A 25976-nucleotide genomic window follows, 5' to 3' on the forward strand; every position below is an offset into this window, starting at 1 on the left:
CCGGGCGCCGTCATCCTGTGTGGCCGCTTCGAAGGTGTCGACCAGCGGGTGATCGACGCGCGCGGCCTGGAGGAAGTCTCGATCGGCGATTTCATCCTGTCGGGCGGCGAGCCGGCGGCACTCGTGCTGCTCGACGCCGTGGTGCGGCTGTTGCCCGGCGTGATGGGCAATGCCGTGTCCGGTGAGGAAGAGAGTTTCGAGAACGGCCTGCTCGAACATCCGCATTACACGCGGCCGCAGGAATTCGAGGGCAGGGAGATTCCCGAAGTGCTGATCTCGGGTAATCACAAGAAGATCGCCGCCTGGCGGCGTGAGCAGTCAGAGCGGCTGACGAAGGAGAGGCGGCCCGATCTTCTGGGCGCTCAGCCTTTGGTGAAATAGTAGAAGGCGAGAAACAGGCCGACGGCGACCACGAAGCCGCGCACCATTTTCTGCGGCACGCGCTTGGCGATCCAGACGCCGGCATAGCCGCCCAGCGCGCCGGCCGGGATCATGATGATCGCCTGCGGCCAGGCGACGACGCCGCCCGAGACGAAGACGACGATGGCGACAGCGGCGATGACCACCGCGAGCATGTTCTTCAAGGCATTCAGCCGGTGGTAATCGCCGGCTTGGGTCAGGCCGAGGGTGGCCAGCATCATCACGCCCATGCCGGCGCCGAAGAAGCCGCCATAGATGGCGGTGACGAATTGCGCCAGCGAACCGGCGAGAGAACCCACGGCCGCTTCATGTCCAGGTTTCGGCGCCGGCTTCAGCCAGGGTCCGGCGGCAAACAGCGCCGTCGCGCCCAAAAGCAGCCACGGCACCAGGGCGCGAAAGGATGGATTGTCGAGCGCCAGCAGGATCAGCGCGCCGGCCAGCGCGCCGCCGGCCGAGATCAGGCAGAGCAGCAGCGCGCCGCGCCAGAAGTGCCTGATGTCGTCCCAGTAGGCGAGCGTCGAGGTGATGTAGCCGGGAAATTGCGTCACCGAGGAGGTGGCGTTGGCGAGGATCGGCGGCACGCCGACCAATGTCATGGCGCCGAAGGTGATGAAGGTGCCGCCGCCGGCGACCGCGTTGGCGGCGCCTGACAAAAAGCCCGCCAGGAAGAGCAGGATGGCGTCGAAGACAGACATGGAGGGCCGCCGTAAGGAGATGTGTACTATTTCTGCCTTAGGGAGCTTGCCGGACCTGCGCAACCCGGCACGGCAGGATTAAGATGGTGCCATGCCGGGGAGCCATGCCGGTAAAAAATGCGTGGGCAAGGCGTGACAAAGCGCCGAAATAGCTGTATGTGCCCGCCCGTACCGGCAAGAACAATCTGCCGGACCCGTCAACAATGACGGTGTAGTCGCCCCTGCCCGATGTTTTGAAGACAAATGTCTTGGAGACAAAGGACATAGCCGAGCGGTCGAATGGAACTGCAAGGCGAGCGTAGGGCGCTCTGACTGTCGGAAGAACAAGAAGTGGATTTCTAGATGGATCTCATCCGTCAGCTCGAGGCCGAACAGGCCGCCAAGATCGAAGCCAAGCGCAAGCTTCCCGAATTCCAGCCCGGCGACACCGTGCGCGTCCAGGTCCGCGTGACCGAAGGCACCCGCACCCGCGTCCAGGCCTATGAGGGCGTCGTCATCGCCCGCGCCGGTTCCGGCTTCCAGGAAAATTTCACCGTCCGCAAGATCTCCTACGGCGAAGGCGTCGAGCGCGTGTTCCCAGTCTACTCGCCGATGGTCGAAGGCGTCGAGATCGTGCGCCGCGGCAAGGTGCGCCGCGCCAAGCTCTATTACCTGCGCGATCGTCGCGGCAAGTCGGCTCGTATCTCGGAAAACACCGGCGTGCGCGCCCGCAAGCTCAACGATGAGGAGCGCGACGCGCTGAACGCCGAGAAGGCCCGCATCGAGGCCGAGAAGGTCGCCGCTGCCCAGGCCTTGGCCGCCGAGACGGCTGCCAAGGAAGCCGCCGAGAAGAAGGCGGCCGCCGAGGCCGAAGCAGCCAAGGCCACTGAGGCGACCCCCGCCGAATAAGGTTCGACGAAGGATTTGAAAAGGCGGCTTCGGCCGCCTTTTTTCGTTTCACCAGACTGTGAACGCCTTCAGTTCCGGGAATGCGGAACGGTGGTTGACCTCCAATTACATGGTGTACTAAAGAATCGTGTACAATATGATTGGAGACGACGACATGGCACTCTACACCACACAGGCCCACGTGACCGGCGGTCGCGCCGGCCATGGCGAGACCAGCGACGGCCTGCTCAAGGTCGACCTGTCGATGCCCAAGGAGCTCGGCGGGCCGGGCGGCGCCACCAATCCCGAACAGCTTTTCGCCATCGGCTATGCCGCCTGCTTCGAAAGCGCCGTCCGCTTCGTCGCGCGCAAGCAGAAACTGCCGCTCGAGGATGCCGCGGTAACCTCGACCGTCAGCCTGCTTCCCAACGGCGAGGGCTTCAGGCTCGGCGTCGCGTTGGCAGTGGAGACAAAAGGCCTTGATCAGGCGGCGGCAGAAGCGCTTGTATCGGCGGCGCATCAGGTTTGCCCCTATTCGAACGCCATCAGGGGCAGGTGGCGCTTTCGGTAAAGGCGGCATGACGACAAAGGTCGAAACGAAAGACAGCGAGGCCCCGGCGGAGGCCGCCGGGGCGATCCCGGTGCCACGGCTCGATCAGCAGCTCTGCTTTGCGCTCTATTCGGCGAGCGGGCTGATGACCAAGCTTTACCGGCCGTTGCTCGATCCGCTCGGCCTGACCTATCCGCAATATCTGGCGATGCTGGCGCTGTGGGAACGCGCGCCGAGCACGGTGGGCGACCTTGGCGAAGCGCTGGGCCTGGATTCAGCGACGCTGACGCCGCTGCTCAAGCGAATGGAGGCGGGCGGCCTGGTCACCCGCCGGCGCGATGCCGCCGACGAGCGCCGGGTGCTGGTCGAGCCGACGGCCAAGGGCCAGGCCCTGCGCGCTCGTATGAAGGATGTCTCGGCCGCACTTGCCTGCAGCGTCCCGCTCGGACCAGGTGAAGCGAAGGCCCTGCACGGCACACTCACCCATCTTGTCGCGGGTCTGCGCAGCGCTGTGGCCCCCGACCGGTCGACGGACGCGGAAGCGTCGGCCCCCGACACGGGAAAATCCTAGCCGTCAACGCAGCCGTCCATTGCCGTGGCACGGATCGTTCCGGAATCTCCGGATTGAAGGCATCCAAATCCGTTTTCGGCTATCCCGACGCAGCGGACCGTCTTGCATGGCGCTTGCGGAAAGCTAAAGTCGGCGCCGGATTTTCCTGCAAGCCCGGTCGATATCCGGGCGCTTTCAATTTCCGGGGAGTGTTGTCATGACCAAATCAAAATTGCTGCTGGCCGGCCTGCTCGCTCTCGTCCTGGCGCCCGTTGCCGCCTTCGCGCAGGCGCTGCCCGATCTCGGCGGCAAAAAGGTGGTGGTGGTGACGGAGAATGCCTATCCGCCGCTGCAATTCATCGATGCCAAGACCGGCAAACAGATCGGCTGGGAATATGACGCGATGAACGAGATCGCCAAGCGGCTCAATTTCAAGGTCGAGTACCAGAACACCTCCTGGGACGCGATGATCCAGGCGGTTTCGGATAACCAGTACAACATCGGCATGACCGGGATCACCATCAAGGACGACCGCAAGCAGAAGGTGGATTTCTCCGACCCCTATATGCGCTCGGAACAGTTCATGCTGGTGCGCGGCGATGAAAGCCGCTTCACCGACGCCAAGACCTTCGGCGCCTCCAAGGACGGGCTGATCGGCGCGCAGGCGGGCACCACGCCATTCTATACCGCCGTCTACAGCGTGCTGGACGGCAATGAGCAGAATCCGCGCATCAAACTGTTCGAAACATTTGGCGCCACGGTGCAGGCGCTGAAATCCGGTGATGTCGATGTCGTGCTGACCGACGGCACCGCGGGCAAGGGCTATGTCGATGCTTCGGAGGGCAAGCTGAAGCTGATCGGCGGCCCGCTCGGCACCGAGGATTTCGGCTTCATCTTCCCCAAGGGCTCGGACCTGGTGAAGCCGGTCAACGCGGCGATCGCGGCGCTCAAGGCGGATGGAACGCTCGATGCGCTCAACAAGAAATGGTTCCTTGATTACAAGATGGGGCAGTGAGCCAATCTTGTTGAAGGAGTCGTCTGAGGGGCAGGGAGTTGCGCTGAGGCTGCCCCCGCGTCCCTCTCTCAGTTCTTACACCGCCTGATGGCAGCCCCCTCCATCTCCAAACCCGACTTTCCCTGGTGGCTCGCCGTTGCCGGCGTCCTTGCGTTGGCGGCTGCCCTCGCCATCGCGGCCAGCGATCTCTACGCGCAGGTCTTCGCCACTGTCGCCAAGGGCATCGGCATCACCGTCTTCGTCACCATGGTCGCTTTCGCCATGGCGTCGATCATCGGCCTCGGCATTGCGCTCATGGGCCTGTCGGGCTCGACCTCGCTGCGGCAGATCGCGCGCTTCTATGTCGAGATCATCCGTGGCGTGCCGATCCTGGTGCTGCTGTTCTGGATCGCGTTTGCCGGCGCGCCGGCGTTCGTCGCGGCCTGGAACGCGCTGACCGCGCCGTTGCAGAGCGCCGGCATTCTCGGCGAGCTGCTGGTGCGCGACGTGTCGTTGCTGTGGCGCGCCATCATGGCGCTGACCATCGGCTATTCGGCCTTCATCTCCGAGGTTTTCCGGGCCGGCATCCAGTCGGTCGAGAAAGGCCAGATCGAGGCGGCGAAGGCCTTGGGGCTGAGCCGCGCGCAGCGCTTCCGGCTGGTCGTGTTCCCGCAAGCGATCCGCACCATCCTGCCGCCGCTCGGCAATGATTTCGTCGCCCTGGTCAAGGATTCCTCGCTGGTCTCGGTGCTCGGCGTCGCCGACATCACGCAGATGGGCAAGGTCTACGCCGCCGGCTCATTCCGCTTCTTCGAGACCTATTCGATAACAGCCTATATCTATCTCATCCTCACCGTCGGCCTGTCGCTGTCGCTCAGGGCGTTGGAGCGGCGTTTGCGCCGCCAGCACGAGGAATAGTTTTTCGGCCAGGACAGCGTTAGGCTCGGGTGCTTACCGGAGGAGCGTGCCCATGAACATCGACAAGGCCAATGCGGCGCTGGATTCGGTCTACACGGCCGATACGCCCGAAACGCTGGCGCAAGCCTATGCCGCATGGGCGGCAACCTATGACAGCGAGACCGCCTCGCTCGGTTATCTCCTGCCGTTCCTGATCACCGCCTGGGTGGCGCGCCACGTGCCGGCGGGCGAGGGGCCGCTGCTCGACGCCGGCTGCGGCACCGGCCTGTCGGGACCTTCCTTGAAAGCGCTCGGTTACACCGACATTGCCGGGCTGGATCTCTCGGACGACATGCTCAAGATCGCCGGCAGCCGCAATGCCTACAGCGAGCTGAGCCAGGCAATGCTTGGCGGCCCGCTGCCGTGGCCGGACGGGTATTTCCGCGCCTTCTTCTCCACCGGTGTGTTCACCATCAGCCACGCGCCGGCGTCTGGCCTGCACGAGCTGGTGCGCATCACGAAGAAGGGCGGCCACGCCATCTTCACCGTGCGCGACCAGGTTTTCGAGAGCGGCGGGTTCCAGGCCGTGTTCGATGGATTGGAGCAGGGAGGAAAGTGGCGGACGGTTGAGGCAAGCCCGTGGTTTCGCTGCTATGCGATCGCCGAGCCGGACGCGCTGGTGAAGACCTTTGTGTTCGAGGTGATCTGAGCGCTGGCGACACGCCGCAATTGCCGAAAACCCAAAACATTGCTATCTACCCGGCGATGGAAGAGCTTTTTGGCGATCCGGCCTACAAGGGATTCGTGCTGCAGGACAGAAAACGCCTGCCGTCGCGCTTCTCCGCGCGCGTGTCCGGCGCCCTGACCAGCCGACTTCGCTGATCCCTGACGGCCGGCCGCGGGCTTGCGGCATCAGTTCTTTCCCATTCTCATATCGACGGATTTACGCACATGAGCGCACCGCGCACCCTCTACGACAAGATTTTTGACGACCATGTCGTCGACCGCCAGGACGACGGCACCTGCCTGCTCTATATCGACCGCCACCTCGTCCATGAAGTGACCAGCCCGCAGGCCTTCGAAGGGCTGCGCATGAGCGGCAGAAAAGTCCGTCACCCGGAAAAGACGCTGGCCGTTGTCGATCACAATGTCTCGACCTCGCCCGAGCGCAAGTTCGGCATCAAGAACGAGGAAAGCCGCATCCAGGTCGAGGCGCTGGCCAAGAACGCCAGGGATTTCGGTGTCGAGTATTATTCCGAGAACGATATCCGCCAGGGCATCGTCCACATTATCGGACCTGAGCAGGGCTTTACGCTGCCGGGCATGACCATCGTCTGCGGCGACAGCCATACCTCCACCCATGGTGCTTTCGGCGCGCTGGCGCACGGCATCGGCACGTCGGAAGTCGAGCATGTGCTGGCGACGCAAACGCTGATCCAGCGCAAGGCCAAGAACATGCTGGTCCGCGTCGATGGCGTGCTGCCGGAAGGTGTCACGGCCAAGGACATCATCCTCGCCATCATCGGCGAGATCGGCACCGCCGGCGGCACCGGCTATGTCATCGAATATGCCGGCGAGGCGATCCGTGCGCTGTCGATGGAAGGCCGCATGACGATCTGCAACATGTCGATCGAAGGCGGCGCGCGCGCCGGCCTGATCGCGGCGGACGAGACCACCTTCGCCTATGTCAAGGACAAGCCGCGCGCGCCCAAGGGCGCTGCCTGGGACGCGGCGCTCGAATACTGGAAGACGCTGCGGACCGACGAAGGCGCGCATTTCGACAAGGTGATCGTGCTCGACGCGGCGAAACTGCCGCCGATCGTCTCCTGGGGCTCTTCGCCCGAGGACGTCGTCTCCGTGCAGGGCATCGTGCCTAACCCGGAAGACATCACCGACGAGAACAAGCGCACCTCCAAGCTGCGCGCGCTCGACTATATGGGCCTGACGCCGGGGACGAAGATCACCGACATCACGCTCGACCGCGTCTTCATCGGCTCCTGCACCAATGGCCGCATCGAGGATCTGCGCGCCGTCGCCAAGGTGGTCGAAGGCAAGACGGTCAGCCCGCATGTCGATGCCATGATCGTGCCGGGCTCCGGCCTGGTGAAGGAGCAGGCGGAAGCCGAGGGTCTGGACAAGATCTTCCTTGCCGCCGGTTTCGACTGGCGCGAGCCGGGCTGCTCGATGTGCCTGGCCATGAACGACGACCGGCTGAAGCCGCATGAACGCTGCGCCTCGACCTCGAACCGCAATTTCGAGGGCCGGCAGGGCTTCAAGGGCCGCACCCATCTGGTGTCGCCGGCTATGGCGGCGGCGGCGGCGATCGCCGGCCACTTCGTCGACATCCGCGACTGGAAATAAGCAGGCTCGGCATTGACCCGAGCCTTGCGCGGCCCGGGTCAGGCCTTGCCGTCACGCCGTATGAGCTCGTGGAATTCCTCCCGGCGACCAGGTTCGTCCGCCGCGACCACGAGCGCCAGCTGCTGTTCTTCGAAGAGCTTGAACCACTCGTCCCATTCGACAAGCTCATAGCCGCCGGCATTGATGGGCCGTTCCGGCTGGTCCTGGTCCTGATAGGCGTTCTGGCCGAAGACCAGCCTCAGCATGGGCTGCGTCCCAGCCTCCGGCGATATGTCGACGATTGCCGGAAAGCCGGCACGCCCGGCAGCCCATGAACGGATTGCATCGTGGTCGGTCAATGTGATCGTGTCGGCCATGGCCTGCTCCTGGATTGTGAATTGAGGAACGCTGCCGACCGCACCGGGTTCCCCGCCGACATACCGCGCCAACAGCCTGGCTTAACGGCTTGTTTGGGCTTGTCCCCTAAGGTCTTCCGTGACGTCAAGCGAAGGGAAGTCACGGTCCTTTGGACACTGGCCTGTTCATAGCGTTGCTCAATCCGACGATCGCGCTGGCGCTCGGCGCGGCGTTTCTCGTGCTGTGGTTCTATCAGCGCCATCGCCCCTATCTGGCGGTGCTGGCGCTCAGCTACTGCGTCTCGGCGCCCGGCTTCCTGTTCCAGTATTTCACCTTGCCGATCGGCGTGGTGCTGACCAAGCTGGTGTCGAACATCTGCTTCACCATCGCCGCCTGCTGCCTGTCCGGCGCCATCATCGCCCGCTACGGCAGGAAGGTGCCCGGTGTGGGAATCGCCGTGCTGGCGGGCGGCGGCCTTGCGGCGTTCGCGTGGTTTCTCTTCGTCACCCCGGATCTCACCTGGCGCATCCTGGCGATGAATTTCGGTTTCGGCGGCCTCAGCCTGCTCGTCGCCGCCGAATTGCGCCCGGTGCGCAACAATGGCCCGACAGAAAAGATCCTGTTCGTGCTGTCGCTGCTGTCCAGTGTCAATTTCTTCGTGCGCACCCTGGTGGTGGTCATCGCGCACGGGCCCTTCGCCAGCTATGACGGCTTCTACGGCTCGTCCTACTGGACGACGGCGCTGTTGTCGCACGCACTGCTGTCGCTGCTGATCGCGCTTTGCCTCTTCACCGCGGCCGCGCTCGACGTGATGAAGGCGCTGAAGACGGAAACCCATACCGACCCGCTTTCGGGGTTGCTCAACCGCCGAGGTTTCGAGGAGCGCGCCGCCATGCTGCTGCAGCATTGCGCCATGGCCAAATTCCCGGTGGCGCTGGTGCTGGCCGACCTCGACCATTTCAAGGCCCTCAACGACGTGCACGGGCATGCCGCCGGTGACCGCGCGATTGCGGACTTCGCCGCCAAGCTGCGCTCGGCCACGGGAGCACGAGGTGCAGCGGGGCGCATCGGCGGCGAGGAATTCGCCGTGCTCCTGCCGCTGACCGATCTCGCCGCCGCCCGGCTGTTCGCCGAGGCGGTGCGCACACTCTATTCGGCCGGCGGCGTCGACGGGCTTCCCGCCGGCACGAAGGTCACCGCCAGCTTCGGCGTCGCGGCCCGCAGCGGCGACGAGACGCTGGAGCCCTTGTTGCGCCGGGCCGACGAGGCGCTTTACAAGGCCAAGAAAAATGGCCGCGACGGCGTGCGCGTCTCCTACGAGCGGCCGGAGACGGTGTTCGTGCCGGAGCCGCTCAGGGCCAGCTGACCGCCGCATCCGCGCTCGGCGTTAACGTCTTTTTCGCCCGTCGATGTTTAGCTGTCGGCAGGGGTTTGAGGATCCATGAGCGGCGCCAACTTCATCCTGTTGATCAACCTGGCGGTCGCCGGCCTGCTGGCGGCATCCTTCATGGCTGTCTCGTTCCACGATGCCGGCCGCGCGCCGGCGCGCTGGCTGGCGTCAGGTTATGTCCTGGGCATGGCCTATTCGGCGATCGAATTCAGCATTCCCGTCTTCAGCGACGCGCGGCTTCCGGTGGTTACCGCCTTTGCCGTTTTCCTTGGCGCCACCATTGCCTTCAATGGCGGACTTGCCCGCAAATATGGCGTGGCGCCGCCATGGACGCCGATGCTGTTCTTTCTGGCCGTCACCACCATCGCGGTCTATTTCGTGCAGGATCTGCCGCGCCAGTCGCTCACCCGCATGATGGCCTACCAGCTTCCCTACGCAGCCATGCAGTTCACCGGCCTCGGCATCGTCTGGCAGTCGAGGCAAGGCCGCGGTCGGCTCGATCTGATCTTGATGGCGTTGCTTGCCGCCAGCGGCCTGCAGTTTGCCTCAAAGCCGTTCATCGCGCATGCGCTCGGCGGCTGGGGCGCCAATCCGCAGACCTATCTGCAAAGCAGTTACGCGCTGGTGTCGCAGTCGCTGGGCACTGTCTTTGCCTTGGCGCTGGCGCTGCTGATGCTGGCCATCCTCGTTCGCGATGTGCTTGCCGAAGTGACGTCGAAGTCGGAGGTGGACACGCTGTCGGGCCTGCTCAACCGTGGCGGTTTCACGCGTCACGCGGAGCTGGCCGTGCACGACGCCACGCGCCTGGGCGCGCCCGTGGCAATGGTCATTGCCGATCTCGATCATTTCAAGAGCGTCAATGACAGTTTCGGCCATGCCTCCGGCGATCGGGTGATTGAGACCTTCGCTGGCCTGCTGCGAGAGGCGGCCGAGGGTCATCACGTGGTTGGCCGCATCGGTGGCGAGGAGTTCGCTGTTATCCTGACAGGAGCCAACCTTGCAGCCGCCCGGCTGTTCGCGGAAGGCATCCGCCACGCATTCGGCGCTTCGCCCGTCAACGGGTTGCCGCCCGACACGCGCTGCACGTCGAGCTTCGGCATTGCCGAGCTTCACATGGGCGAGGGTTTCTCAGACCTGATGCGGCGTGCGGATGAAGCGCTCTACCTGGCAAAGAATGCCGGGCGCGACTGCGTGCGTGTCTCCACCGGGCCAGCCGATGGGCTGGCCGTGGTAAGAATCGGCCAAGCCCGTATCAGCGGCAGGGGCTGAGCTCCGGCATCTCGCCGTCGGAAAGGCCGTACATATAGGAGCGGCCCTTGACGAACACCGGCGGGCGATAGCAGTCGCCGTCGCCCGATATGTCGTCGGATTCATTCTGGTAGATCACCTTGGGCTGGCCGGCGCTGGTGTAGTCGGACAGTTGTTTGGCCAGCTTGCCTTCGCCGACGATGATGCGCTTGTAGCCGGCGGCGCTGTCGATGACGAGATTGCCGAACGAATCGGCGTAGACGCGGTCGTGATGGCGCAAGCCGGCCTCGGCCGGCGCGGCGACCGCAACGGCAAGTGCGGCCAGCGTGACCGCGAGGCCCGTTCGGACTAGTTTGGTCCGGACCAGTTTGGCCCGCACTGAGTTGGCCCGCACTGATTTGGCCTGCACTGAGTTGGAATGCATGTCGCTCTCCCTTTGTCGGCGCGAGAGAGATCGCGCCCCGATCTGATCCGAATCGGAAATTAACTCTTTCTTAACCTTTGTTAAGGGGAGTAGCGGCTCGATGGCCGTTTCTTAATGAACATGGTTAATTTTTGCAGTTCGTCGCCGATGTCCCCAACCGGTCGACATGGCCGGTCGGGCGAACTTGATCTTGCCGCGTCGCGTGGCTAGCGTGCCCCGGGGCATGAGGGGGCAGCACATGATGTTTGGCCGAACGGTTCGGGTGTCGTTCATTATTCCGCTGCTTCTCGCGGCCGGTGCCTGTGTGCCGGAAGACGGCGCGCCCAAGGCCGCGGGCACGGTTACACCCGTGGTGCCGCCTGCCGCCCAGCAACTGCCCGCGCCACCTGCGACCAAGATCACCACGGACCTCACCGCGCCACGCCTCACCACGGGCATGGCCACCTATAGGTGCGGCAATGGCGGCATGATCACCATCCAAAATCTCGGCACGTCGCTGCGCGTGGTCGGGCAGGAAGGCGCCACCGAGGAGTTCGCGGCATCGCCGGCAAACCAGAGCAGCCGCTACCAGGCGGTGACGCATGACGCAATCGTGATCGACGGGCGCGAGGCGCTGGTGATGAAGAGGGGGTCGACGCCGCAGACCTGCACCCGCTGATGCAAATCCCGGCACGGCAGCGCCTCGGGCCAGACATGCTGCACTGCAACGATATCGAGCCGGCTTTGGGTGTTCAGCCGCTAATCGATTGAAGCCGCATCCGGCCTTTTAGTCAGACTAAATTACGTTTTCGAAACGGTTTTCTGGCTTTGACGCGGTGCAAAAAGAGCATTAGAAACCGGCTGTCCGAAGTCGCAACCGGAAGCGGCAATGCCGCATTTCCACCTGAGGCGGGAGACGCCGAACTGGGGCAGCCATGAGCAAATCACCAGCCACCCAAGCCAGACGCGAAAGGCCGCTTTCGCCGCACCTGACGGTCTACCGGCCGCCGATCACCATGACGATGTCGATCATCCATCGCATCACCGGGGGGGCGCTCTATTTCGGCACGCTGCTGGTCGCCGTCTGGCTGATGGCGGCGGCAAGTTCGCAGGGTGCTTTCGATTGGGTGAACTGGGCGTTCGGCACGTGGCTCGGCCGGCTCATCCTGTTCGGCTACACCTGGGCTCTCATGCATCACATGCTGGGCGGTGTCCGCCATCTGATCTGGGATACCGGCGCCGGACTTGAAAAACACACGGCCTCGAAGATCGCCTGGGCGACGCTTGCCGGCTCGGTCCTGCTCACACTCTTGATCTGGATCGCCGGTACCATGGCGCGGGGAGCTTTGTGATGAGTGCGAAAAACACCGACATGCGCACCCCGCTGGCCAAGGTGCGCGGCCTGGGCTCGGCCCGCGAAGGCACCGGGCATTTCTGGCGCCAGCGGCTGACGGCGATCGCCAACATCCCGCTGATCCTGTTTTTCACCGGGTTCCTGATCGCGCTCAACGGTGCCGGTTATGCGCAGGTGCGGGCAGCGCTCGCCAACCCGTTCGTGGCGCTGGTGATGGCCCTGGTGCTCATCTCGCCGCTCTATCATATGCGGATCGGCATGCAGGTGATCATCGAGGACTATGTGCATGACGAAGGCATGAAGCTGGCGCTGATCGCCCTCAACACATTCTTCACCATAGCGGTCGGCGTCGCTTCGCTCTTCGCCCTGCTGAAACTGGCATTCGGAGGCTGAAGTCTTGGCCCAGGACACGAAATCAGCCAACGCGGCAGGCTATACCTTTGTCGACCACAAGTTCGACGTGGTCATCGTCGGCGCCGGGGGCGCGGGCCTGCGCGCCACGCTCGGCATGGCCGAGCAGGGCCTGCGCACCGCCTGCATCACCAAAGTGTTCCCGACGCGCTCGCATACGGTCGCCGCGCAAGGCGGCATCGCCGCCTCGCTCTCCAATATGGGTCCGGATTCCTGGCAGTGGCACATGTACGACACCGTCAAGGGGTCGGACTGGCTGGGCGATGTCGATGCCATGGAATACATGGTGCGCGAGGCGCCGGCCGCGGTCTACGAGCTCGAACATTACGGCGTGCCCTTCTCGCGCACCGAAGAAGGCAAGATCTACCAGCGCCCGTTCGGCGGCCACATGATGAACTATGGCGACGGCCCGCCCGTGCAGCGCACCTGCGCCGCGGCGGACCGCACCGGCCACGCCATCCTGCATACGCTCTACGGCCAGTCGCTGAAGAACAACGCGCAGTTCTTCATCGAGTATTTCGCGCTCGACCTGATCATGGAGCCGGACGGCACCTGCACCGGCGTCGTGGCGTGGAATCTCGATGACGGCACCATCCACCGCTTCTCGGCCAAGATGGTGGTGCTGGCGACCGGCGGTTATGGGCGCGCTTATTTCTCCGCCACCTCGGCGCACACCTGCACCGGGGACGGCGGCGGCATGGCCGCACGGGCCGGGCTTCCCCTGCAGGACATGGAGTTCGTGCAGTTCCATCCGACCGGCATTTACGGCGCCGGCTGCCTGATCACCGAGGGTGCGCGCGGCGAGGGCGGCTACCTCGTCAACTCCGAGGGCGAGCGCTTCATGGAGCGCTACGCACCGTCGGCCAAGGACCTCGCCTCGCGCGACGTCGTCTCGCGCTGCATGACGCTGGAAATCCGCGAAGGCCGCGGTGTCGGCAAGAACAAGGACCACATCTTCCTGCACCTCGATCATCTCGATCCGGCGGTTTTGCACGAACGGCTTCCGGGCATTTCGGAGTCGGCAAAAATCTTCGCCGGCGTCGACCTGACCAAGGAGCCGATCCCGGTGCTGCCGACGGTGCACTACAATATGGGTGGCGTGCCGACCAATTACTGGGGCGAGGTGCTCAACCCGACCGCCGAAAACCCCGACCGGGTCTCGCCCGGCCTGATGGCGGTCGGCGAGGCAGGCTGCGCTTCCGTGCACGGCGCCAATCGGCTGGGCTCGAACTCGCTGATCGATCTGGTGGTGTTCGGCCGCGCCGCGGCGATCCGCGCCGGCCAGGTCATCGACCGCAAGGCGGCGATCCCGTCGCCCAACCAGGCTTCGGTCGACAAGATCATGGACCGCTTCGACCGGCTGCGCCATGCCAACGGTTCGACGCCGACGGCGGTTCTGCGCGAAAAGATGCAGAAGGCGATGCAAGAGGACGCGGCCGTGTTCCGTACGCAGGAATCGCTCGAAAACGGCTGCAAGCGTATTTCGCAAATCTGGACCGAGCTCAAGGACATAAAGGTGTTCGACCGCTCGATGATCTGGAATTCGGACCTGGTCGAGACGCTTGAGCTGGAAAACCTGATGGCCAACGCCATCACCACCGTCCATGGCGCCGAGGCGCGCAAGGAGAGCCGCGGCGCGCACGCGCGGGAAGATTTTTCCGCCCGCGACGACGCCAACTGGCGCAAGCACACGCTCGCCCATCTCGGCGAGGACGGTGCGGTGACGCTGACCTACCGGCCGGTGCACACCGAGCCACTGGTGGCGGAGAAAGACGGCGGCATCAGTCTCGCCAAGATCGCGCCGAAGGCCAGGGTGTACTGACGATGGCGACGGCGGCGGGATATTCCGGCACGCCCCTTCCGGCCAAGCTCGGCCTGAAGGACGGCATGATTGCCGCCTTTATCGCGCTGCCAAGCGAACTCGAGAGCCTCACTGAGGCCGTTGATTTTACCGAGGTCGACCGGCTGGCCGAATGGTCCGGCATTTCGGGCGCAACCCTGAAATACGACGCCGTCCACGCCTTCACCCGGCAGCGCGCCGAGATCGAGGATCGCCTCGGCGATGTCGAAGCGGCGATCAAACGCGACGGCATGATCTGGGTCTCCTGGCCGAAGAAGGCGTCGAAAGTGGACACCGATGTCACCGAAGGCGTTGTCCGCGCTGAAGCGCTCAAGCTCGACCTTGTCGACGTCAAGGTCGCCGCCGTGAATGAAATCTGGTCCGGGCTGAAGCTCGTCATCCGAAAGGACCTGAGGTAATGGTCGAACTCACCCTCCCGAAGAACTCGAAGATCCAGCAGGGCAAGACCTGGCCCAAGCCGGAGGGTGCCACCAATCTGCGCGAATATCGCATCTATCGCTGGTCGCCGGACGATGACGAGAACCCGCGTATGGACACCTATTTCGTCGATATGGACGATTGCGGGCCGATGGTGCTCGATGCGCTGCTGTGGATCAAAAACAAGATCGACCCGACGCTGACCTTGCGCCGCTCCTGCCGCGAGGGCATTTGCGGCTCCTGCGCCATGAACATCGACGGCTCGAACACGCTCGCCTGCACCAAGGGCTGCGACGACGTTTCAGGTGCGATCAAGGTCTATCCGCTGCCGCATATGCCCGTGATCAAGGACCTGGTGCCCGATCTTACCAATTTCTACGCCCAGCACGCCTCGATCGAGCCATGGCTGAAGACGGTGTCGCCAACGCCGGCCAAGGAATGGCTGCAGAGCCATGAGGACCGCGAGAAGCTCGACGGGCTTTACGAGTGCATCCTGTGCGCATGCTGCTCCACCTCGTGCCCGAGCTACTGGTGGAACGGCGACCGTTATCTCGGCCCGGCGACGCTGCTGCAGGCCTATCGCTGGCTGATCGACAGCCGTGACGAGGCCAAGGGCGAACGGCTCGACAATCTCGAAGACCCGTTCCGGCTCTATCGCTGCCACACCATCATGAACTGCGCGCAGACCTGTCCGAAGGGGCTGAATCCCGCGAAGGCGATCGCCGAGATCAAGAAGATGATGGTGGAGAGAAGGGTTTAGTCCGGCGGTAGGCCGCGATCCTTCGCGTTGTCCCTCCGGCTTTCGAAAGGATAGCGATCTCAATGAGCGATGACCTTCCCATTCTCTCTCCCGTCGAAGCGCGCGTGCTTGGCTGCCTGATCGAGAAGAAGGAGCTGACGCCGGACGTCTATCCGCTGACGCTCAACGCGGCACTTGCCGCAGCCAACCAGAAGACCGCGCGCGAACCTGTCATGGCGCTGGAGCAGACAGAGGTGCACCGGGCCCTGAAGCTGCTTGAGCAGAAGGGGCTTGTGCGGCAGATGTTCGGCTCGCGCGTGGAGCGTTATGAACATCAGATGGCGCAGCGCTTCTCGCTGACCACGCCGCAGACCGCGTTGCTCGGCCTGCTCCTGCTACGCGGACCGCAGACGGCGCATGAGCTGCTGGCGCGCGCTGAGCGCATGGCGCGGTTTGCGTCGATCGAGGACCTGCGCGGTGAACTCGACATGCTCATCGGCCGCCGGCCACCGTTGATCCAGGAAATCCCGCGCGGGCCGGGCCAGCGCGAGGACCGCTACGTGCATCTCCTCGCTGGCCCGGTGGATGTTGCCGCCCTGTCGGCGCACCGGAGTGCGCCGACTATCCCCGCCTCCGACCTGGAAGCGAGGGTGGAGGCGCTGGAGCAGGAAGTCGCAGCCCTTCGTGCCCGGCTTGACGCGCTGGGCGGTTGAGGCCGCCAATCCGAAACGTCGGCAGGACAGCGCCCCCTCTGTCCTGCCGGACATCTCCCCCACGAGGGGGGAGATTGGATGCCGCGAACGATTTCGCCAATATCGCCGGCCCTGGGGCCGGCGTTTGTCATTCCAGACCTCATCAGCCAAGCCTGGCGTCGAGCGAAACCTTGATCGCGCCGAGCGCCTGGGAAACCGGGCATTCGGCCTTGGCCTTCTCGGCCAATTCCTTGAATTTCGCGGCATCGATGCCGGGTACCTTGCCGACCAGCGTGATCGCGCTGCCAGTGATGCCTGTGCCTGGAACCAGCGTCACCACGGCCTTGGCGTCGAGTTCGGCCGCTGGCGTGCCGTTCTCGGCCAGGAAATGCGAGAGCTGCATGGCGTAGCAGCCGGCGTGCGCGGCGGCGATCAGTTCTTCCGGATTGGTGCCGGATTTGCCGCTTTCGTCCTCGAAGCGCGCCTTGAACGAATAGGGCGTGCCTTTCAGGGTTCCGCTCTGGGTGTCGAGCGTGCCCTTGCCCTCTTTCAGATTGCCCTTCCAGACGGCGTTTGCGGTGCGGTCCATGGAGTCCTCCTAGGTTGATTGGGTAAGCCTGTCGATCAGCGTCCGGTCAACTATAGCGCGGGCAGACGCGAAGGCCACTGCGCTCTTTCGACGAGGTGCCGGCTGAGGTGTTCGCATTTTATTTCTGAAAAAAATGTGCGTGCAAAAATGTCGACTTCCATCTGCCTCGGCCGTCCTGCGGGCGGCCACGGATTTCGTGGCGGATGGAGGTTCACATGAACAATCTATTTTCTGCTCACTGGACAAGCACCGGCCGCCAGGCAGGTGAACCAGAAATCGACTGGTTGCGGCAGCCGGCGTCCGGCTTTGGCCGGCTGCTTGTGGCGGTCGCCATCATCGGGGTCGGGGTGTGCTTCCTCGATCATGCGGCGGACAAAGGCCCGGCTGACAACTTGATCGCCTCATCCTATGGTTCGTCACGATAAAGGAGATGGAGATGCAGTACGTTTGCCTGGTCTACGGCGAAGAGAAAGATCTCCATGCCATGACGACAGAGCGGTTGGCCAAGCTCGACGCCGATTCGATGGCCCATGACCGGTCATTGGACCAACGCGGTATGCTGATTATCGCGCAGGCGCTGCAATCGGTGAAAACCTCGAAAACCGTCCGCAGACGCAAGGGCAAGAGACTTGTCACCGACGGCCCGTTCGCGGAAACCAAGGAGCAGTTGCTCGGGTTCGTCATGATCGAAGCGAAGGATCTCGACGAGGCGCTGGACATCGCTGGCGAGATTCCGCTGGCCGAAATCGGCACCGTCGAGGTGCGCGCGATCTACAACGTGCCGGGGTCATAACCCCTGTCATGCGTTGCGGTCACCTGGAACCCGAGGGCGTTCGATTGAGCGAACGTCCTGTTTTGCCGGGCTCAGCTCTTGCGTGTTGAAGCGAGCCACGAGTTCTCCTATCGTCGCCCAAGACTTTGGGGGATTTGGACATGCCGTTCCTGATTGCTGTCCTTGGCGTGCTCGGAGCGGCGGCGCTTTGGTGGTACCGGATGAAGGCCATGAACGACGCCGCGCGCGAGGTCGCCGACGTCGTCGGGCGCGTGCAAGGCAACATCAGGCGCAAGAAGCTGCGCAAGCAGGCCGCACTCTCGCCGCTGACGGCGATCGACGATCCGGTGGTGGCCGCCGCGACGCTGATTGCATCCATCGTCTCCGAGAACGGTCCTATCCTGCCGCAGCGCGAGGCTGTCATCCGGTCGGTGATTTCCGAGATCGCCAACAAGAAGAAGACGGATGAGGCGGTGATCTATGCCAAGTGGGCGGCGTCGCAGATCGACGATGCCACTGTCGTCATCGACAAGCTGGCGCCGTTCCTGCGCGAGCGTCTCGACGTCGCGGAACGAAACGATCTGCTGCAGATGGTGAACCGCGTCGCCCAGGGCGGCGAGCAGCGCCTGCAGATATCCGACCAGAGGATATTGCGCTTGCGCCAGAAGCTCGGCTTCGAGGTCAACTAGCCCGCGACAGGCGATCAGATCGCCTCGCCTTTCAATAGCCGCGGCGTGCCGGCCGAAAGCCCCGACGCCTGGCGGATGAAGAACTCCTTCAGCCGTGGCATGCGTTCGACGAGGCCGAGGCCGATGTCGCGAACGGTGCGCAGCGGGGTGATGTCGTTGGAAAACAGGCGGTTCAGCACATCGGTCGTGATGCCCATCTGCACCGTGTCGAAGCGGCGCCATTGCTGGTAGCGTTCCAGCACGTCGAGCGCGCCGATGTCCTGGCCGAGCCGGTCGGCTTCGACGATCACCTCGGCAAATGCGGCCACATCCTTGAAGCCGAGATTGAGGCCCTGTCCGGCGATCGGATGGATGCCGTGGGCGGCATCGCCGGCAAGCGCGATGCGCGGCGCGGCGAAGGCGCGCGCGATAGTCAGGCCGAGCGGCCAGGCGCGCGGCTTGTCGGCGACGCGGATTTCCCCAAGCTTGAGGCCGAAGCGCTGTTCGAGTTCATGTTCGAAGACGAGATCGTCGCCTTCCACGAGTGTTTTCGCGTCTTCCGCCCGTTCGACCCAGACGATCGACGAACGGTTGGTGCCATCCTCGTCGGGTCTCAGCGGCAGCGTGGCGAAGGGGCCGGCGGGAAGGAAATGTTCTTCGGCGCGGCCATTGTGTGGGCGTTCATGCGCCACGGTGCAGACGATGCCGGACTGGCCGTATTCCCACTTGACCGTCTTGATGCCAGCCATGTCGCGCAGTTTCGAATTGACACCGTCGGCGGCAACCAGCAGCCGCGCCGTCAATGTGGCGCCGTCGGCAAGATGCACTGTGATGCCGCCGCCGTTGGTCTCAAAACCTTGCACCGCGACGCCTTCGATGATGTCGATACCGAGCCTTTCGGCTTTGACCCGCAAGGCGCCGTTCAACGCCCTGTTGGCGACCATGTGGGCGAAGGGTTCGCCCGGCGCCACCTCGCCGCCGAAGGTCAGGAAGACCGGGCGCACCGGATCGGCGCTGCGTGAATCGGTGATGATCATCTCGGTGATCGCCTGCGCCCGCGGCGCGATCTCGGCCCAGACGCCGAGCTGGTCGAGCATGCGGCAGGCGGCCGCGGCGATGGCCGAGGCGCGGCCATCCCTTTGCCAGGAACCGGCGGGCGCGGCATCGACCAGCGCCACGGCAAGGCCCGGTCGGGCCTGCTTCAGCGAGACGGCGGCGGCCAGGCCGACATAGCCGGCACCGGCGACGAGGACATCGAGCCCGGATCTGGTCCTTGCGTCCGCCTTGCGTTCCATTGTCCTGGCTCCTTGCGCGCCGACCGGGGCCCTGCGCCCTTGACGGCTCGTTCTTCCTGTCGGAAACCGCCATAGCAATTTTGCGGCGAGGTCACAAAACATGACGGCGGCGATCGACGAGCTTCTGCGCATTCTCGACCTCGAGAGGCTGGAACACAATCTGTATCGTGGTCGCAGCCCCCAGGTGGAATGGCAGCGCGTGTTCGGCGGCCAGACGATCGCGCAGGCGCTGGTGGCAGCGCAGCGAACGGTCGAGCCGGACCGTTTCGTACATTCGCTGCATGGCTATTTCATGCGGCCGGGCGACATCAAGGTGCCGATCATCTACGAGGTCGACCGCATCCGCGACGGCGGCTCCTTCACCACGCGGCGCGTGCTGGCGATCCAGCACGGACAGGCGATCTTTTCGCTGGAGGCTTCGTTCCAGGTCGACGAGAAGGGGCTCGAGCACCAGTTCGCGCTGCCCGACGACGTGCCGCCGCCGGAAGGTCTGAAGACGCAGCGCGAGCTGCTCGAAACCGCCGACCGGGTGCCGGAGGCGGTGCGCCGCTTCTGGGCGCGCGAGCGGCCGCTGGAACTGCGGCCCGTCAATCTCCAGCACTATGAAAGCCGCGACAAGCTGCCGCCCCGGCAGAATGTCTGGATCCGCCTTGCCGGCCCGGTTCCCGACGACCGCGCGCTTCAGTCGGTGCTGCTCGCCTATCTCTCCGACATGACGCTGCTCGACACTTCGACCTTCGCGCACGGGCGCGGCCTGTTCGATCCCGACATCCAGGCCGCCAGCCTCGATCATTCGATGTGGTTCCACCGGCCGCATTCGCTCGACGGCTGGCTGCTCTATGCACAGGACAGCCCCTCCAGCTCTGGATCTCGCGGTTTCAGCCGCGGCACACTCTATGCCCGTGACGGCACGCTGATCACTTCGATGGCCCAGGAAGGCTTGATCCGGCTCAAGCGTTGAGCATCGCGAGTCTTGTTGAGCAAGATTCTTTCCGAAAGCCGGTTCCGCAGTTTGTAGTCATGCCCAAAGCCGGCAAAGTAGGCAATTTCGCAAAAATGCCTATTTTTTAATCAGATGGTGCGCCGCACACGCAGGCACCTGCCGGCCCCGGCCGCTCCAATCCCTTTGTTTACAGTGGGTTAATACCCTGCTTCGGCAGTTGGCACGGAGCTTGAATCCTTGGGAGCACTCTCCGGCTCTTTGGGATCGGTGAAGGTGTGCAAACGCGGGGGACCGCAACAGCAAAGGGTGAAACCTTATGAAAATCGTGATGGCAATCATCAAGCCGTTCAAGCTGGACGAGGTACGCGAAGCGCTTACCGCCGTCGGCATCCAGGGCCTGACCGTCACCGAAGTCAAAGGCTACGGGCGTCAGAAGGGACATACTGAAATCTATCGCGGGGCGGAATACGCGGTCTCCTTCCTGCCGAAGATCAAGATCGAAGTCGCGGTCCCGGCAGACATGGTCGACAAGGCCGTCGAAGCCATCACCGCCGCGGCCAAGACCGGCCAGATCGGCGACGGCAAGATCTTCGTCTTCGGCATCGACCAGGCGGTGCGCATCCGTACCGGCGAAACAGACACCGACGCGCTCTGAGCGGCGAACACGTATTCCAATGGAGAGTTCAATGAATATTCCTTCCACCTTGAAGACGACGGGAAGGGCGGCCCTGCTGGGCTCGCTCGCTCTTGCAGCGTTGGGCAGCGTCGCCGCCTTCGCGCAGGAAGCCGCACCCGCTGCCGCGGCTGCCGCGCCGGCCGCCACTCCGGCCCCGGTGCTCGATACCGGCAACACCGCCTGGATGCTGACCTCGACGGCGCTGGTGCTGATGATGACCATCCCGGGCCTGGCGCTGTTTTACGGCGGCATGGTGCGCAAGAAGAACGTACTCGCCACCATCATGCAGAGCTTCGCCATCACCTGCCTGGTGACGGTGCTGTGGTTCATGTTCGGCTATTCGCTGGCCTTTTCCGACGGCGGCGGCATGAATGCCTATCTCGGCGGCACTTCGAAATTCTTCCACCACGGCATCACCACGGCCAGCCTGTGGCTGCCGGGTGTGGCCAACATCCCTGAATTCGTCTTCTCGATGTTCCAGATGACCTTCGCCATCATCACGCCGGCGCTGATTGCCGGCGCCTTCGCCGAGCGCTTCAAGTTCTCGGCACTGCTGATCTTCATGGCGCTGTGGCTGCTGGTCGTCTACGTGCCGATCGCGCATTGGGTCTGGGGCGGCGGCTTCCTCGGTACGGCTGGCGTTCTCGACTTCGCCGGCGGCACGGTCGTCCACATCAATGCCGGTGTCGCGGGCCTCGTCTGCGCGCTGGTGCTCGGCAAGCGCGAAGGCTATGGCACCACCAACATGGCGCCGCACAACCTGGTCTATTCGGTCATCGGCGCATCGCTGCTGTGGGTCGGCTGGTTCGGCTTCAACGCCGGTTCGGAACTGGCGGCCGACGGCCTTGCCGGTGCCGCCATGCTCAACACCCAGGTTGCCACCGCCGCCGCGGCATTGGCCTGGATGTTCGCCGAATGGATCATCGCCAAGAAGCCTTCCGTACTCGGCATCATCTCGGGCGCCGTCGCCGGCCTCGTCGCGGTGACGCCGGCTTCCGGTTTCGTCAACCCGACCGGCGCCTTCATCGTCGGTATCGTGGCTGGCGTCGTCTGCTACCTCTCGGCGGTCAAGGTGAAGCACATGTTCGGCTATGACGACTCGCTCGATGCCTTCGGCGTGCATGGCGTCGGCGGCGTGGTCGGCGCCCTGCTGACCGGCGTGCTTGCCGACCCGGCGATAAACAGCCTCTCGTCGGGCGCTTCGCTCGGCAAGCAGATCTACGGTGTCGCCGTCACCATTATTTGGACGGCGGTCGCCACCTTCGTCATTCTCTACGTCGTTAAGGCGCTGGTCGGCCTGCGTCCGTCGACCCAGGAAGAGGTCGAAGGCCTCGACATCTCCCAGCATGGCGAAGTGGTGCCGTAAGGCATCCTTGCCAAGGGACCGGCGGAAACCTCCTCCCGCCGGTCCCTTATCTCCACGCAATTCCGGACGGAAAACCGCGAAAGGACTTTTCCTGGAATTGTTTGAAAAGTATCCCGTCGTGACGCTCCCGCAAGGAGCTCACGCCTTGAGGCCCGGATCGCTCCGGGCCTCTTTTTTTTGGCAGTTCCTTCCGGTGCAGATCAACTTCGCGCAATCACGTTCGCGTGAAGCAGATTTTCGAGGAAACATCGACCAGCCTGTTTCCGAACTGTGGAGGCGACCGTCGTTCTGACGCTCGCGTTTTGAAACACAGGGAAGGAATTTTCTCATGAACCTCAAGAATATCTGCCTCGGGGCACTCGCGCTTTCCATGGTCAGCGGCTTTGCATTTGCCGGCGCACTGGACGAGCCGGACAACATGGCGCCGTTCTTCACCGATTCCAGTATGAAAACCATGAAGCCGATGGCGGAATTCAAGACAGCTTTCATGGCCATGCCGAAGGAGAAGCAGGACGCCATGATGAAGGAATGCCAGGATGCGGCGATGAGCAAGCCGCACGCCGAGTTCTGCGCCAATGTGAAGATGCTCGGCGGCGCCAACAAGTAACACGCGGCCCGACCCGACGAATGGATGGCGGGCCAGGGCGCCCGCCATTTTCATGTGGTGCGGACACTGGAGGTATCGATGTCAAAAGGACGGTCGCCGCAGCCTTATAGTTAATGCGCCCTTAACCTTCCCACGCCTAGTCTGGCATCCGAATCCGGCGGAGTGCGTCTGCGCTCGGGCCAGGCAATCACTGACGGGGAAGAGCATGCGTTCAGGGGCTTCAGCACCGCTCGCGCTGACCGATACGGGGCACGGCATCCAGGCATTCGCGCGGCGCCAGGTCGGCCGTCTGGTCGGCGCCGGCCTGTTCGCGTTCACCGCCTTCGCCGTCGCAAGCCTCGCGACCTGGAACGTCGCCGACCCGAGCTTCTCGCACGCCACCGCCAACATCGTCACCAACGCCATGGGTTATGCCGGCGCCGTCTTCTCCGACCTCGCCATGCAGTTCTTCGGCCTTGCGGCGGTCGCTGCACTGGTTCCGGCCGTCATCTGGGGCTATCTCCTGTTTTCGGCGCGCGGCGTCGACAGGCTGCCCAAGCGCGGGCTGTTCTGGTTCGGTTTTGCGCTGCTCGCAGCCGCGATCGCGGGCTGCATCGTTCCGCCCAAGACCTGGCCGCTGCCCACCGGCCTCGGCGGCGTCTTCGGCGACATGGTGCTCAAAATTCCCGGTGTCCTCATCGGCGGCTATCCGACCGGGCTGATCGCCAGCGTGTTCGCCATATTGCTGGCGGCACCCGCGCTCTGGCTGTTCGCCTATGGCGCGGCGCTGATCGGGCGCAAGAACGGCTTCGCCGTGATGGAAGAACCGGCCGCCGCGGACCCGCGCGAGGACGAGCTTCTGTTCGACAATGACGAGGACGAGGGGGACGAAGGCATACTGGCGCTCGGCGCGATCACCCATTGGTGGCTTTCGTTCCGCGCTTGGATGCATCGTCGCGCTGTGCGCCGCAGGCAGGAGCGCGACGACTTCGAACCGGAGATGGAGCCACGCGCCAGCGCCTGGCGCCGTGCCGCCGAACGGGTCGAGTCGGCCGAGTTCGCCGAATCCCGCATGAGCCAAGACGGCCGCGCCCGGGTCGAGCCGGAATTCTTCGCCGCCATGGTCAACGACCGCGGTGTTTCCGTCGACCCGGCCGACGACGATGTCTTCGGCCGCGACGACGAGGACATGGATTTCGACGACGAGCCCGTCGCCCAGCGGCGTGCCCCAACGGCCAAGGTCCAGCAGTTCCGTTCCGATGCCGCCACCCGGGTCGAGGCGCCGGCGGCGCGACCCGTGCCGGGAGCCCGCGTCCAGCGCGAGGCGCAGACCTCGCTGATCGGCTCGGACACGTTCGAAATGCCGTCGCTGCATTTCCTGTCCGAACCGAAGAATGTCGCGCGCGACCCAAGTCTTTCCAAGGACGCGCTGGAACAGAACGCGCGCCTGCTCGAAGGCGTGCTGGAGGATTTCGGCGTCAAGGGCGAAATCATTGCCGTTCGCCCGGGTCCGGTGGTCACCCTCTACGAGCTTGAACCGGCGCCGGGCATCAAGTCGTCGCGCGTCATCGGCCTCTCCGACGACATCGCCCGCTCGATGAGCGCGATTGCCTGCCGTGTCGCCGTCGTACCGGGCCGCAATGCCATCGGCATCGAACTGCCAAACGCCAAGCGCGAGACCGTTTATCTCAGGGAGATCATGGCCAGCCGCGACTTCGAGACGACCAAGGCCAAGCTGGCGCTGGCGCTGGGCAAGACCATCAATGGCGAGGCGGTCATCGTCGACATCGCCAAGATGCCGCACGTGCTGGTCGCCGGCACCACCGGCTCCGGCAAGTCGGTCGCCATCAATACCATGATCCTGTCGCTGCTCTACCGGCTCACCCCGCAGGAATGCCGGCTGATCATGATTGATCCGAAGATGCTCGAACTCTCCGTCTATGACGGCATTCCGCATCTTTTGACGCCGGTCGTGACCGACCCGAAGAAGGCGGTGGTGGCGCTGAAATGGACCGTGCGCGAGATGGAGGACCGCTACCGAAAGATGTCCAAGGTCGGCGTGCGCAACATCGATGGTTTCAACGCGCGCGTGCAGCAGGCCGAGAAGAAGGGCGAAAAGATCTCGCGCACCGTGCAGACCGGATTCGACCGCCAGACCGGCGAGGCGATCTACGAGACCGAGAATCTCGATCTCGAGCCGATGCCTTACATCGTCGTCATCATCGACGAAATGGCCGACCTGATGATGGTCGCCGGCAAGGACATCGAAGGCGCCGTCCAACGCCTGGCGCAGATGGCGCGCGCCGCCGGCATCCATGTCATCATGGCGACGCAACGTCCCTCGGTCGACGTCATCACCGGCACCATCAAGGCCAATTTCCCGACCCGCATCTCCTTCCAGGTGACGTCGAAGATCGACAGCCGCACCATTTTGGGAGAGCAGGGCGCCGAGCAGCTGCTCGGCATGGGCGACATGCTCTACATGGCCGGCGGCGGCCGCATCCAGCGCGTGCACGGGCCGTTCGTCTCCGATGACGAGGTCGAGAAGATCGTCGGGCACCTGAAGCTGCAGGGCGTGCCGGAATATCTCGACGCCATCACCGAAGATGACGGCGAGGACGACGACGAGCCGTCCGGCAAGGGCGGTTCCGGCGGCGGAGGCGGTGGCAATTTCGAGGATTCCGATGATCCCTACGATCAGGCGGTGTCGGTGGTGCTGCGCGACGGCAAGGCCTCGACCAGCTACATCCAGCGGCGTCTGGGCATCGGCTACAATCGTGCCGCCTCGATCATCGAGAAGATGGAAAAGGAAGGCATTGTCGGTCCGGCCAACCATGCCGGAAAACGCGAAATCCTGGTGCCGACCGAGGACGACAAATTCTGACAGTGGAGAGTT

Annotated in this window: 31 protein-coding genes; 26 read left to right on the forward strand and 5 right to left on the reverse strand. The window is 64.0% G+C overall.

The window, feature by feature from the left end; all coding sequences use genetic code 11:
* A partial coding sequence (trmD, locus tag O7A61_RS15590) for a tRNA (guanine(37)-N(1))-methyltransferase (protein WP_442921075.1) occupies positions 1-381 on the forward strand: 381 nt, incomplete at its 5' end.
* On the opposite strand, the gene O7A61_RS15595 is transcribed toward trmD, so the two are convergent.
* Positions 363-1115 (reverse strand): sulfite exporter TauE/SafE family protein, encoded by a 753-nt coding sequence (locus O7A61_RS15595; protein ID WP_337130548.1) that lies wholly within the window; start codon positions 1113-1115, stop codon positions 363-365. The genes trmD and O7A61_RS15595 overlap by 19 nt on opposite strands.
* Positions 1116-1457: 342 nt before the next feature.
* On the opposite strand from O7A61_RS15595, the gene rplS reads away from it, so the two are divergent.
* The 8 genes from rplS to leuC all read left to right on the forward strand — a co-directional run bounded on the left by rplS (position 1458) and on the right by leuC (position 7334).
* Positions 1458-2003: a 50S ribosomal protein L19 gene (gene rplS, locus O7A61_RS15600; RefSeq protein WP_337130549.1), complete on the forward strand. Its 546-nt coding sequence runs from the start codon at positions 1458-1460 to the stop codon at positions 2001-2003.
* A 154-nt stretch (positions 2004-2157) separates the two neighbouring features.
* Entirely contained in the window at positions 2158-2553 is a 396-nt protein-coding gene (locus O7A61_RS15605; protein WP_337130550.1) for an organic hydroperoxide resistance protein, read from the forward strand.
* A 7-nt stretch (positions 2554-2560) separates the two neighbouring features.
* Positions 2561-3103 (forward strand): MarR family winged helix-turn-helix transcriptional regulator, encoded by a 543-nt coding sequence (locus tag O7A61_RS15610; RefSeq protein WP_337130551.1) that lies wholly within the window; start codon positions 2561-2563, stop codon positions 3101-3103.
* Positions 3104-3299: 196 nt separating this feature from the next.
* Positions 3300-4097: a transporter substrate-binding domain-containing protein gene (locus tag O7A61_RS15615; protein ID WP_337130552.1), complete on the forward strand. Its 798-nt coding sequence runs from the start codon at positions 3300-3302 to the stop codon at positions 4095-4097.
* Positions 4098-4184: 87 nt separating this feature from the next.
* Positions 4185-4994 carry an amino acid ABC transporter permease gene (locus O7A61_RS15620; RefSeq protein WP_337130553.1) on the forward strand — a complete coding sequence of 270 codons (810 nt, stop codon included), beginning with the start codon at positions 4185-4187 and terminating at the stop codon, positions 4992-4994.
* Between the two features lie 52 nt (positions 4995-5046).
* Complete coding sequence (locus O7A61_RS15625) at positions 5047-5682, forward strand: class I SAM-dependent DNA methyltransferase (protein WP_337130554.1); 636 nt, start codon at positions 5047-5049, stop codon at positions 5680-5682.
* A 20-nt stretch (positions 5683-5702) separates the two neighbouring features.
* Positions 5703-5855, forward strand: a complete 153-nt coding sequence (locus tag O7A61_RS15630) for a hypothetical protein (protein WP_198028824.1) — start codon at positions 5703-5705, stop codon at positions 5853-5855.
* A gap of 69 nt (positions 5856-5924) precedes the next feature.
* A complete protein-coding gene (gene leuC, locus O7A61_RS15635; RefSeq protein ID WP_027145538.1) occupies positions 5925-7334 on the forward strand; it encodes a 3-isopropylmalate dehydratase large subunit in 1410 nt (469 codons plus the stop codon).
* Between the two features lie 38 nt (positions 7335-7372).
* Here leuC and O7A61_RS15640 read toward each other — a convergent pair whose 3' ends face one another.
* Positions 7373-7690 carry a hypothetical protein gene (locus O7A61_RS15640; RefSeq protein ID WP_337130555.1) on the reverse strand — a complete coding sequence of 106 codons (318 nt, stop codon included), beginning with the start codon at positions 7688-7690 and terminating at the stop codon, positions 7373-7375.
* 149 nt (positions 7691-7839) lie between these two features.
* Here O7A61_RS15640 and O7A61_RS15645 point away from each other — a divergent pair, with 149 nt between their 5' ends.
* Together O7A61_RS15645 and O7A61_RS15650 are read left to right on the forward strand one after the other, a co-directional pair.
* The gene (locus O7A61_RS15645; RefSeq protein ID WP_337130556.1) at positions 7840-9036 is read left to right on the forward strand and encodes a GGDEF domain-containing protein; all 1197 of its coding nucleotides are present in this window, start codon (positions 7840-7842) and stop codon (positions 9034-9036) included.
* Positions 9037-9111: 75 nt separating this feature from the next.
* Positions 9112-10329 (forward strand): GGDEF domain-containing protein, encoded by a 1218-nt coding sequence (locus tag O7A61_RS15650; RefSeq protein ID WP_337130557.1) that lies wholly within the window; start codon positions 9112-9114, stop codon positions 10327-10329.
* On the opposite strand, the gene O7A61_RS15655 is transcribed toward O7A61_RS15650, so the two are convergent.
* Complete coding sequence (locus tag O7A61_RS15655) at positions 10313-10732, reverse strand: hypothetical protein (protein WP_442921076.1); 420 nt, start codon at positions 10730-10732, stop codon at positions 10313-10315. The two genes, O7A61_RS15650 and O7A61_RS15655, sit on opposite strands and share 17 nt — an antisense overlap.
* 238 nt (positions 10733-10970) lie before the next feature.
* Here O7A61_RS15655 and O7A61_RS15660 point away from each other — a divergent pair, with 238 nt between their 5' ends.
* The 7 genes from O7A61_RS15660 to O7A61_RS15690 all read left to right on the forward strand — a co-directional run bounded on the left by O7A61_RS15660 (position 10971) and on the right by O7A61_RS15690 (position 16206).
* Complete coding sequence (locus O7A61_RS15660) at positions 10971-11390, forward strand: hypothetical protein (RefSeq protein ID WP_337130558.1); 420 nt, start codon at positions 10971-10973, stop codon at positions 11388-11390.
* A gap of 256 nt (positions 11391-11646) precedes the next feature.
* A complete protein-coding gene (gene sdhC / locus O7A61_RS15665) occupies positions 11647-12063 on the forward strand; it encodes a succinate dehydrogenase, cytochrome b556 subunit (protein ID WP_337130559.1) in 417 nt (138 codons plus the stop codon).
* Positions 12063-12458, forward strand: a complete 396-nt coding sequence (gene sdhD / locus O7A61_RS15670) for a succinate dehydrogenase, hydrophobic membrane anchor protein (RefSeq protein WP_337130560.1) — start codon at positions 12063-12065, stop codon at positions 12456-12458. Before sdhC ends, sdhD begins: the two co-directional genes overlap by 1 nt.
* A 4-nt stretch (positions 12459-12462) precedes the next feature.
* Positions 12463-14298 carry a succinate dehydrogenase flavoprotein subunit gene (gene sdhA, locus O7A61_RS15675; RefSeq protein ID WP_337130561.1) on the forward strand — a complete coding sequence of 612 codons (1836 nt, stop codon included), beginning with the start codon at positions 12463-12465 and terminating at the stop codon, positions 14296-14298.
* Between the two features lie 2 nt (positions 14299-14300).
* On the forward strand, positions 14301-14735 hold the full coding sequence (locus O7A61_RS15680) for a DUF3052 domain-containing protein (protein WP_337130562.1): 435 nt from the start codon (positions 14301-14303) through the stop codon (positions 14733-14735).
* A complete protein-coding gene (locus O7A61_RS15685) occupies positions 14735-15514 on the forward strand; it encodes a succinate dehydrogenase iron-sulfur subunit (protein WP_027145528.1) in 780 nt (259 codons plus the stop codon). The genes O7A61_RS15680 and O7A61_RS15685 overlap by 1 nt, the downstream gene beginning before the upstream one ends.
* Before the next feature lie 62 nt (positions 15515-15576).
* Entirely contained in the window at positions 15577-16206 is a 630-nt protein-coding gene (locus O7A61_RS15690) for a YceH family protein (RefSeq protein ID WP_337130563.1), read from the forward strand.
* Between the two features lie 142 nt (positions 16207-16348).
* Here O7A61_RS15690 and O7A61_RS15695 read toward each other — a convergent pair whose 3' ends face one another.
* Positions 16349-16774: an OsmC family protein gene (locus tag O7A61_RS15695; RefSeq protein ID WP_027145525.1), complete on the reverse strand. Its 426-nt coding sequence runs from the start codon at positions 16772-16774 to the stop codon at positions 16349-16351.
* Positions 16775-16989: 215 nt separating this feature from the next.
* On the opposite strand from O7A61_RS15695, the gene O7A61_RS15700 reads away from it, so the two are divergent.
* From O7A61_RS15700 to O7A61_RS15710, 3 genes are all read left to right on the forward strand, one after another.
* Positions 16990-17199, forward strand: a complete 210-nt coding sequence (locus O7A61_RS15700) for a hypothetical protein (protein ID WP_337130564.1) — start codon at positions 16990-16992, stop codon at positions 17197-17199.
* A gap of 11 nt (positions 17200-17210) precedes the next feature.
* Positions 17211-17567 (forward strand): YciI family protein, encoded by a 357-nt coding sequence (locus O7A61_RS15705; protein WP_337107606.1) that lies wholly within the window; start codon positions 17211-17213, stop codon positions 17565-17567.
* A 140-nt stretch (positions 17568-17707) separates the two neighbouring features.
* Entirely contained in the window at positions 17708-18235 is a 528-nt protein-coding gene (locus tag O7A61_RS15710) for a hypothetical protein (protein WP_027145522.1), read from the forward strand.
* A 14-nt stretch (positions 18236-18249) separates the two neighbouring features.
* Here the strand turns inward: O7A61_RS15710 and O7A61_RS15715 are convergent, their stop codons facing one another.
* Positions 18250-19509: a ubiquinone biosynthesis hydroxylase gene (locus O7A61_RS15715; RefSeq protein WP_337130565.1), complete on the reverse strand. Its 1260-nt coding sequence runs from the start codon at positions 19507-19509 to the stop codon at positions 18250-18252.
* Between the two features lie 100 nt (positions 19510-19609).
* Here O7A61_RS15715 and tesB point away from each other — a divergent pair, with 100 nt between their 5' ends.
* The 5 genes from tesB (at position 19610) to O7A61_RS15740 (ending at position 25964) form a co-directional block, all read left to right on the forward strand.
* Positions 19610-20470: an acyl-CoA thioesterase II gene (gene tesB / locus O7A61_RS15720; RefSeq protein ID WP_337130566.1), complete on the forward strand. Its 861-nt coding sequence runs from the start codon at positions 19610-19612 to the stop codon at positions 20468-20470.
* 298 nt (positions 20471-20768) lie between these two features.
* A complete protein-coding gene (locus O7A61_RS15725; protein WP_027145519.1) occupies positions 20769-21107 on the forward strand; it encodes a P-II family nitrogen regulator in 339 nt (112 codons plus the stop codon).
* Positions 21108-21138: 31 nt separating this feature from the next.
* Complete coding sequence (locus O7A61_RS15730) at positions 21139-22494, forward strand: ammonium transporter (RefSeq protein WP_337107604.1); 1356 nt, start codon at positions 21139-21141, stop codon at positions 22492-22494.
* Positions 22495-22822: 328 nt separating this feature from the next.
* Positions 22823-23101, forward strand: coding sequence for a hypothetical protein (locus O7A61_RS15735; RefSeq protein ID WP_337130567.1), 279 nt, complete (start codon positions 22823-22825; stop codon positions 23099-23101).
* A 205-nt stretch (positions 23102-23306) separates the two neighbouring features.
* Positions 23307-25964, forward strand: a complete 2658-nt coding sequence (locus O7A61_RS15740) for a DNA translocase FtsK (RefSeq protein WP_027145516.1) — start codon at positions 23307-23309, stop codon at positions 25962-25964.
* The last annotated feature ends 12 nt before the right edge of the window (positions 25965-25976 follow it).

It is taken from the genome of Mesorhizobium sp. Cs1321R2N1 (genome assembly GCF_037179725.1).
In the GTDB taxonomy this organism is placed as follows: Bacteria; Pseudomonadota; Alphaproteobacteria; order Rhizobiales; family Rhizobiaceae; genus Mesorhizobium; species Mesorhizobium salmacidum.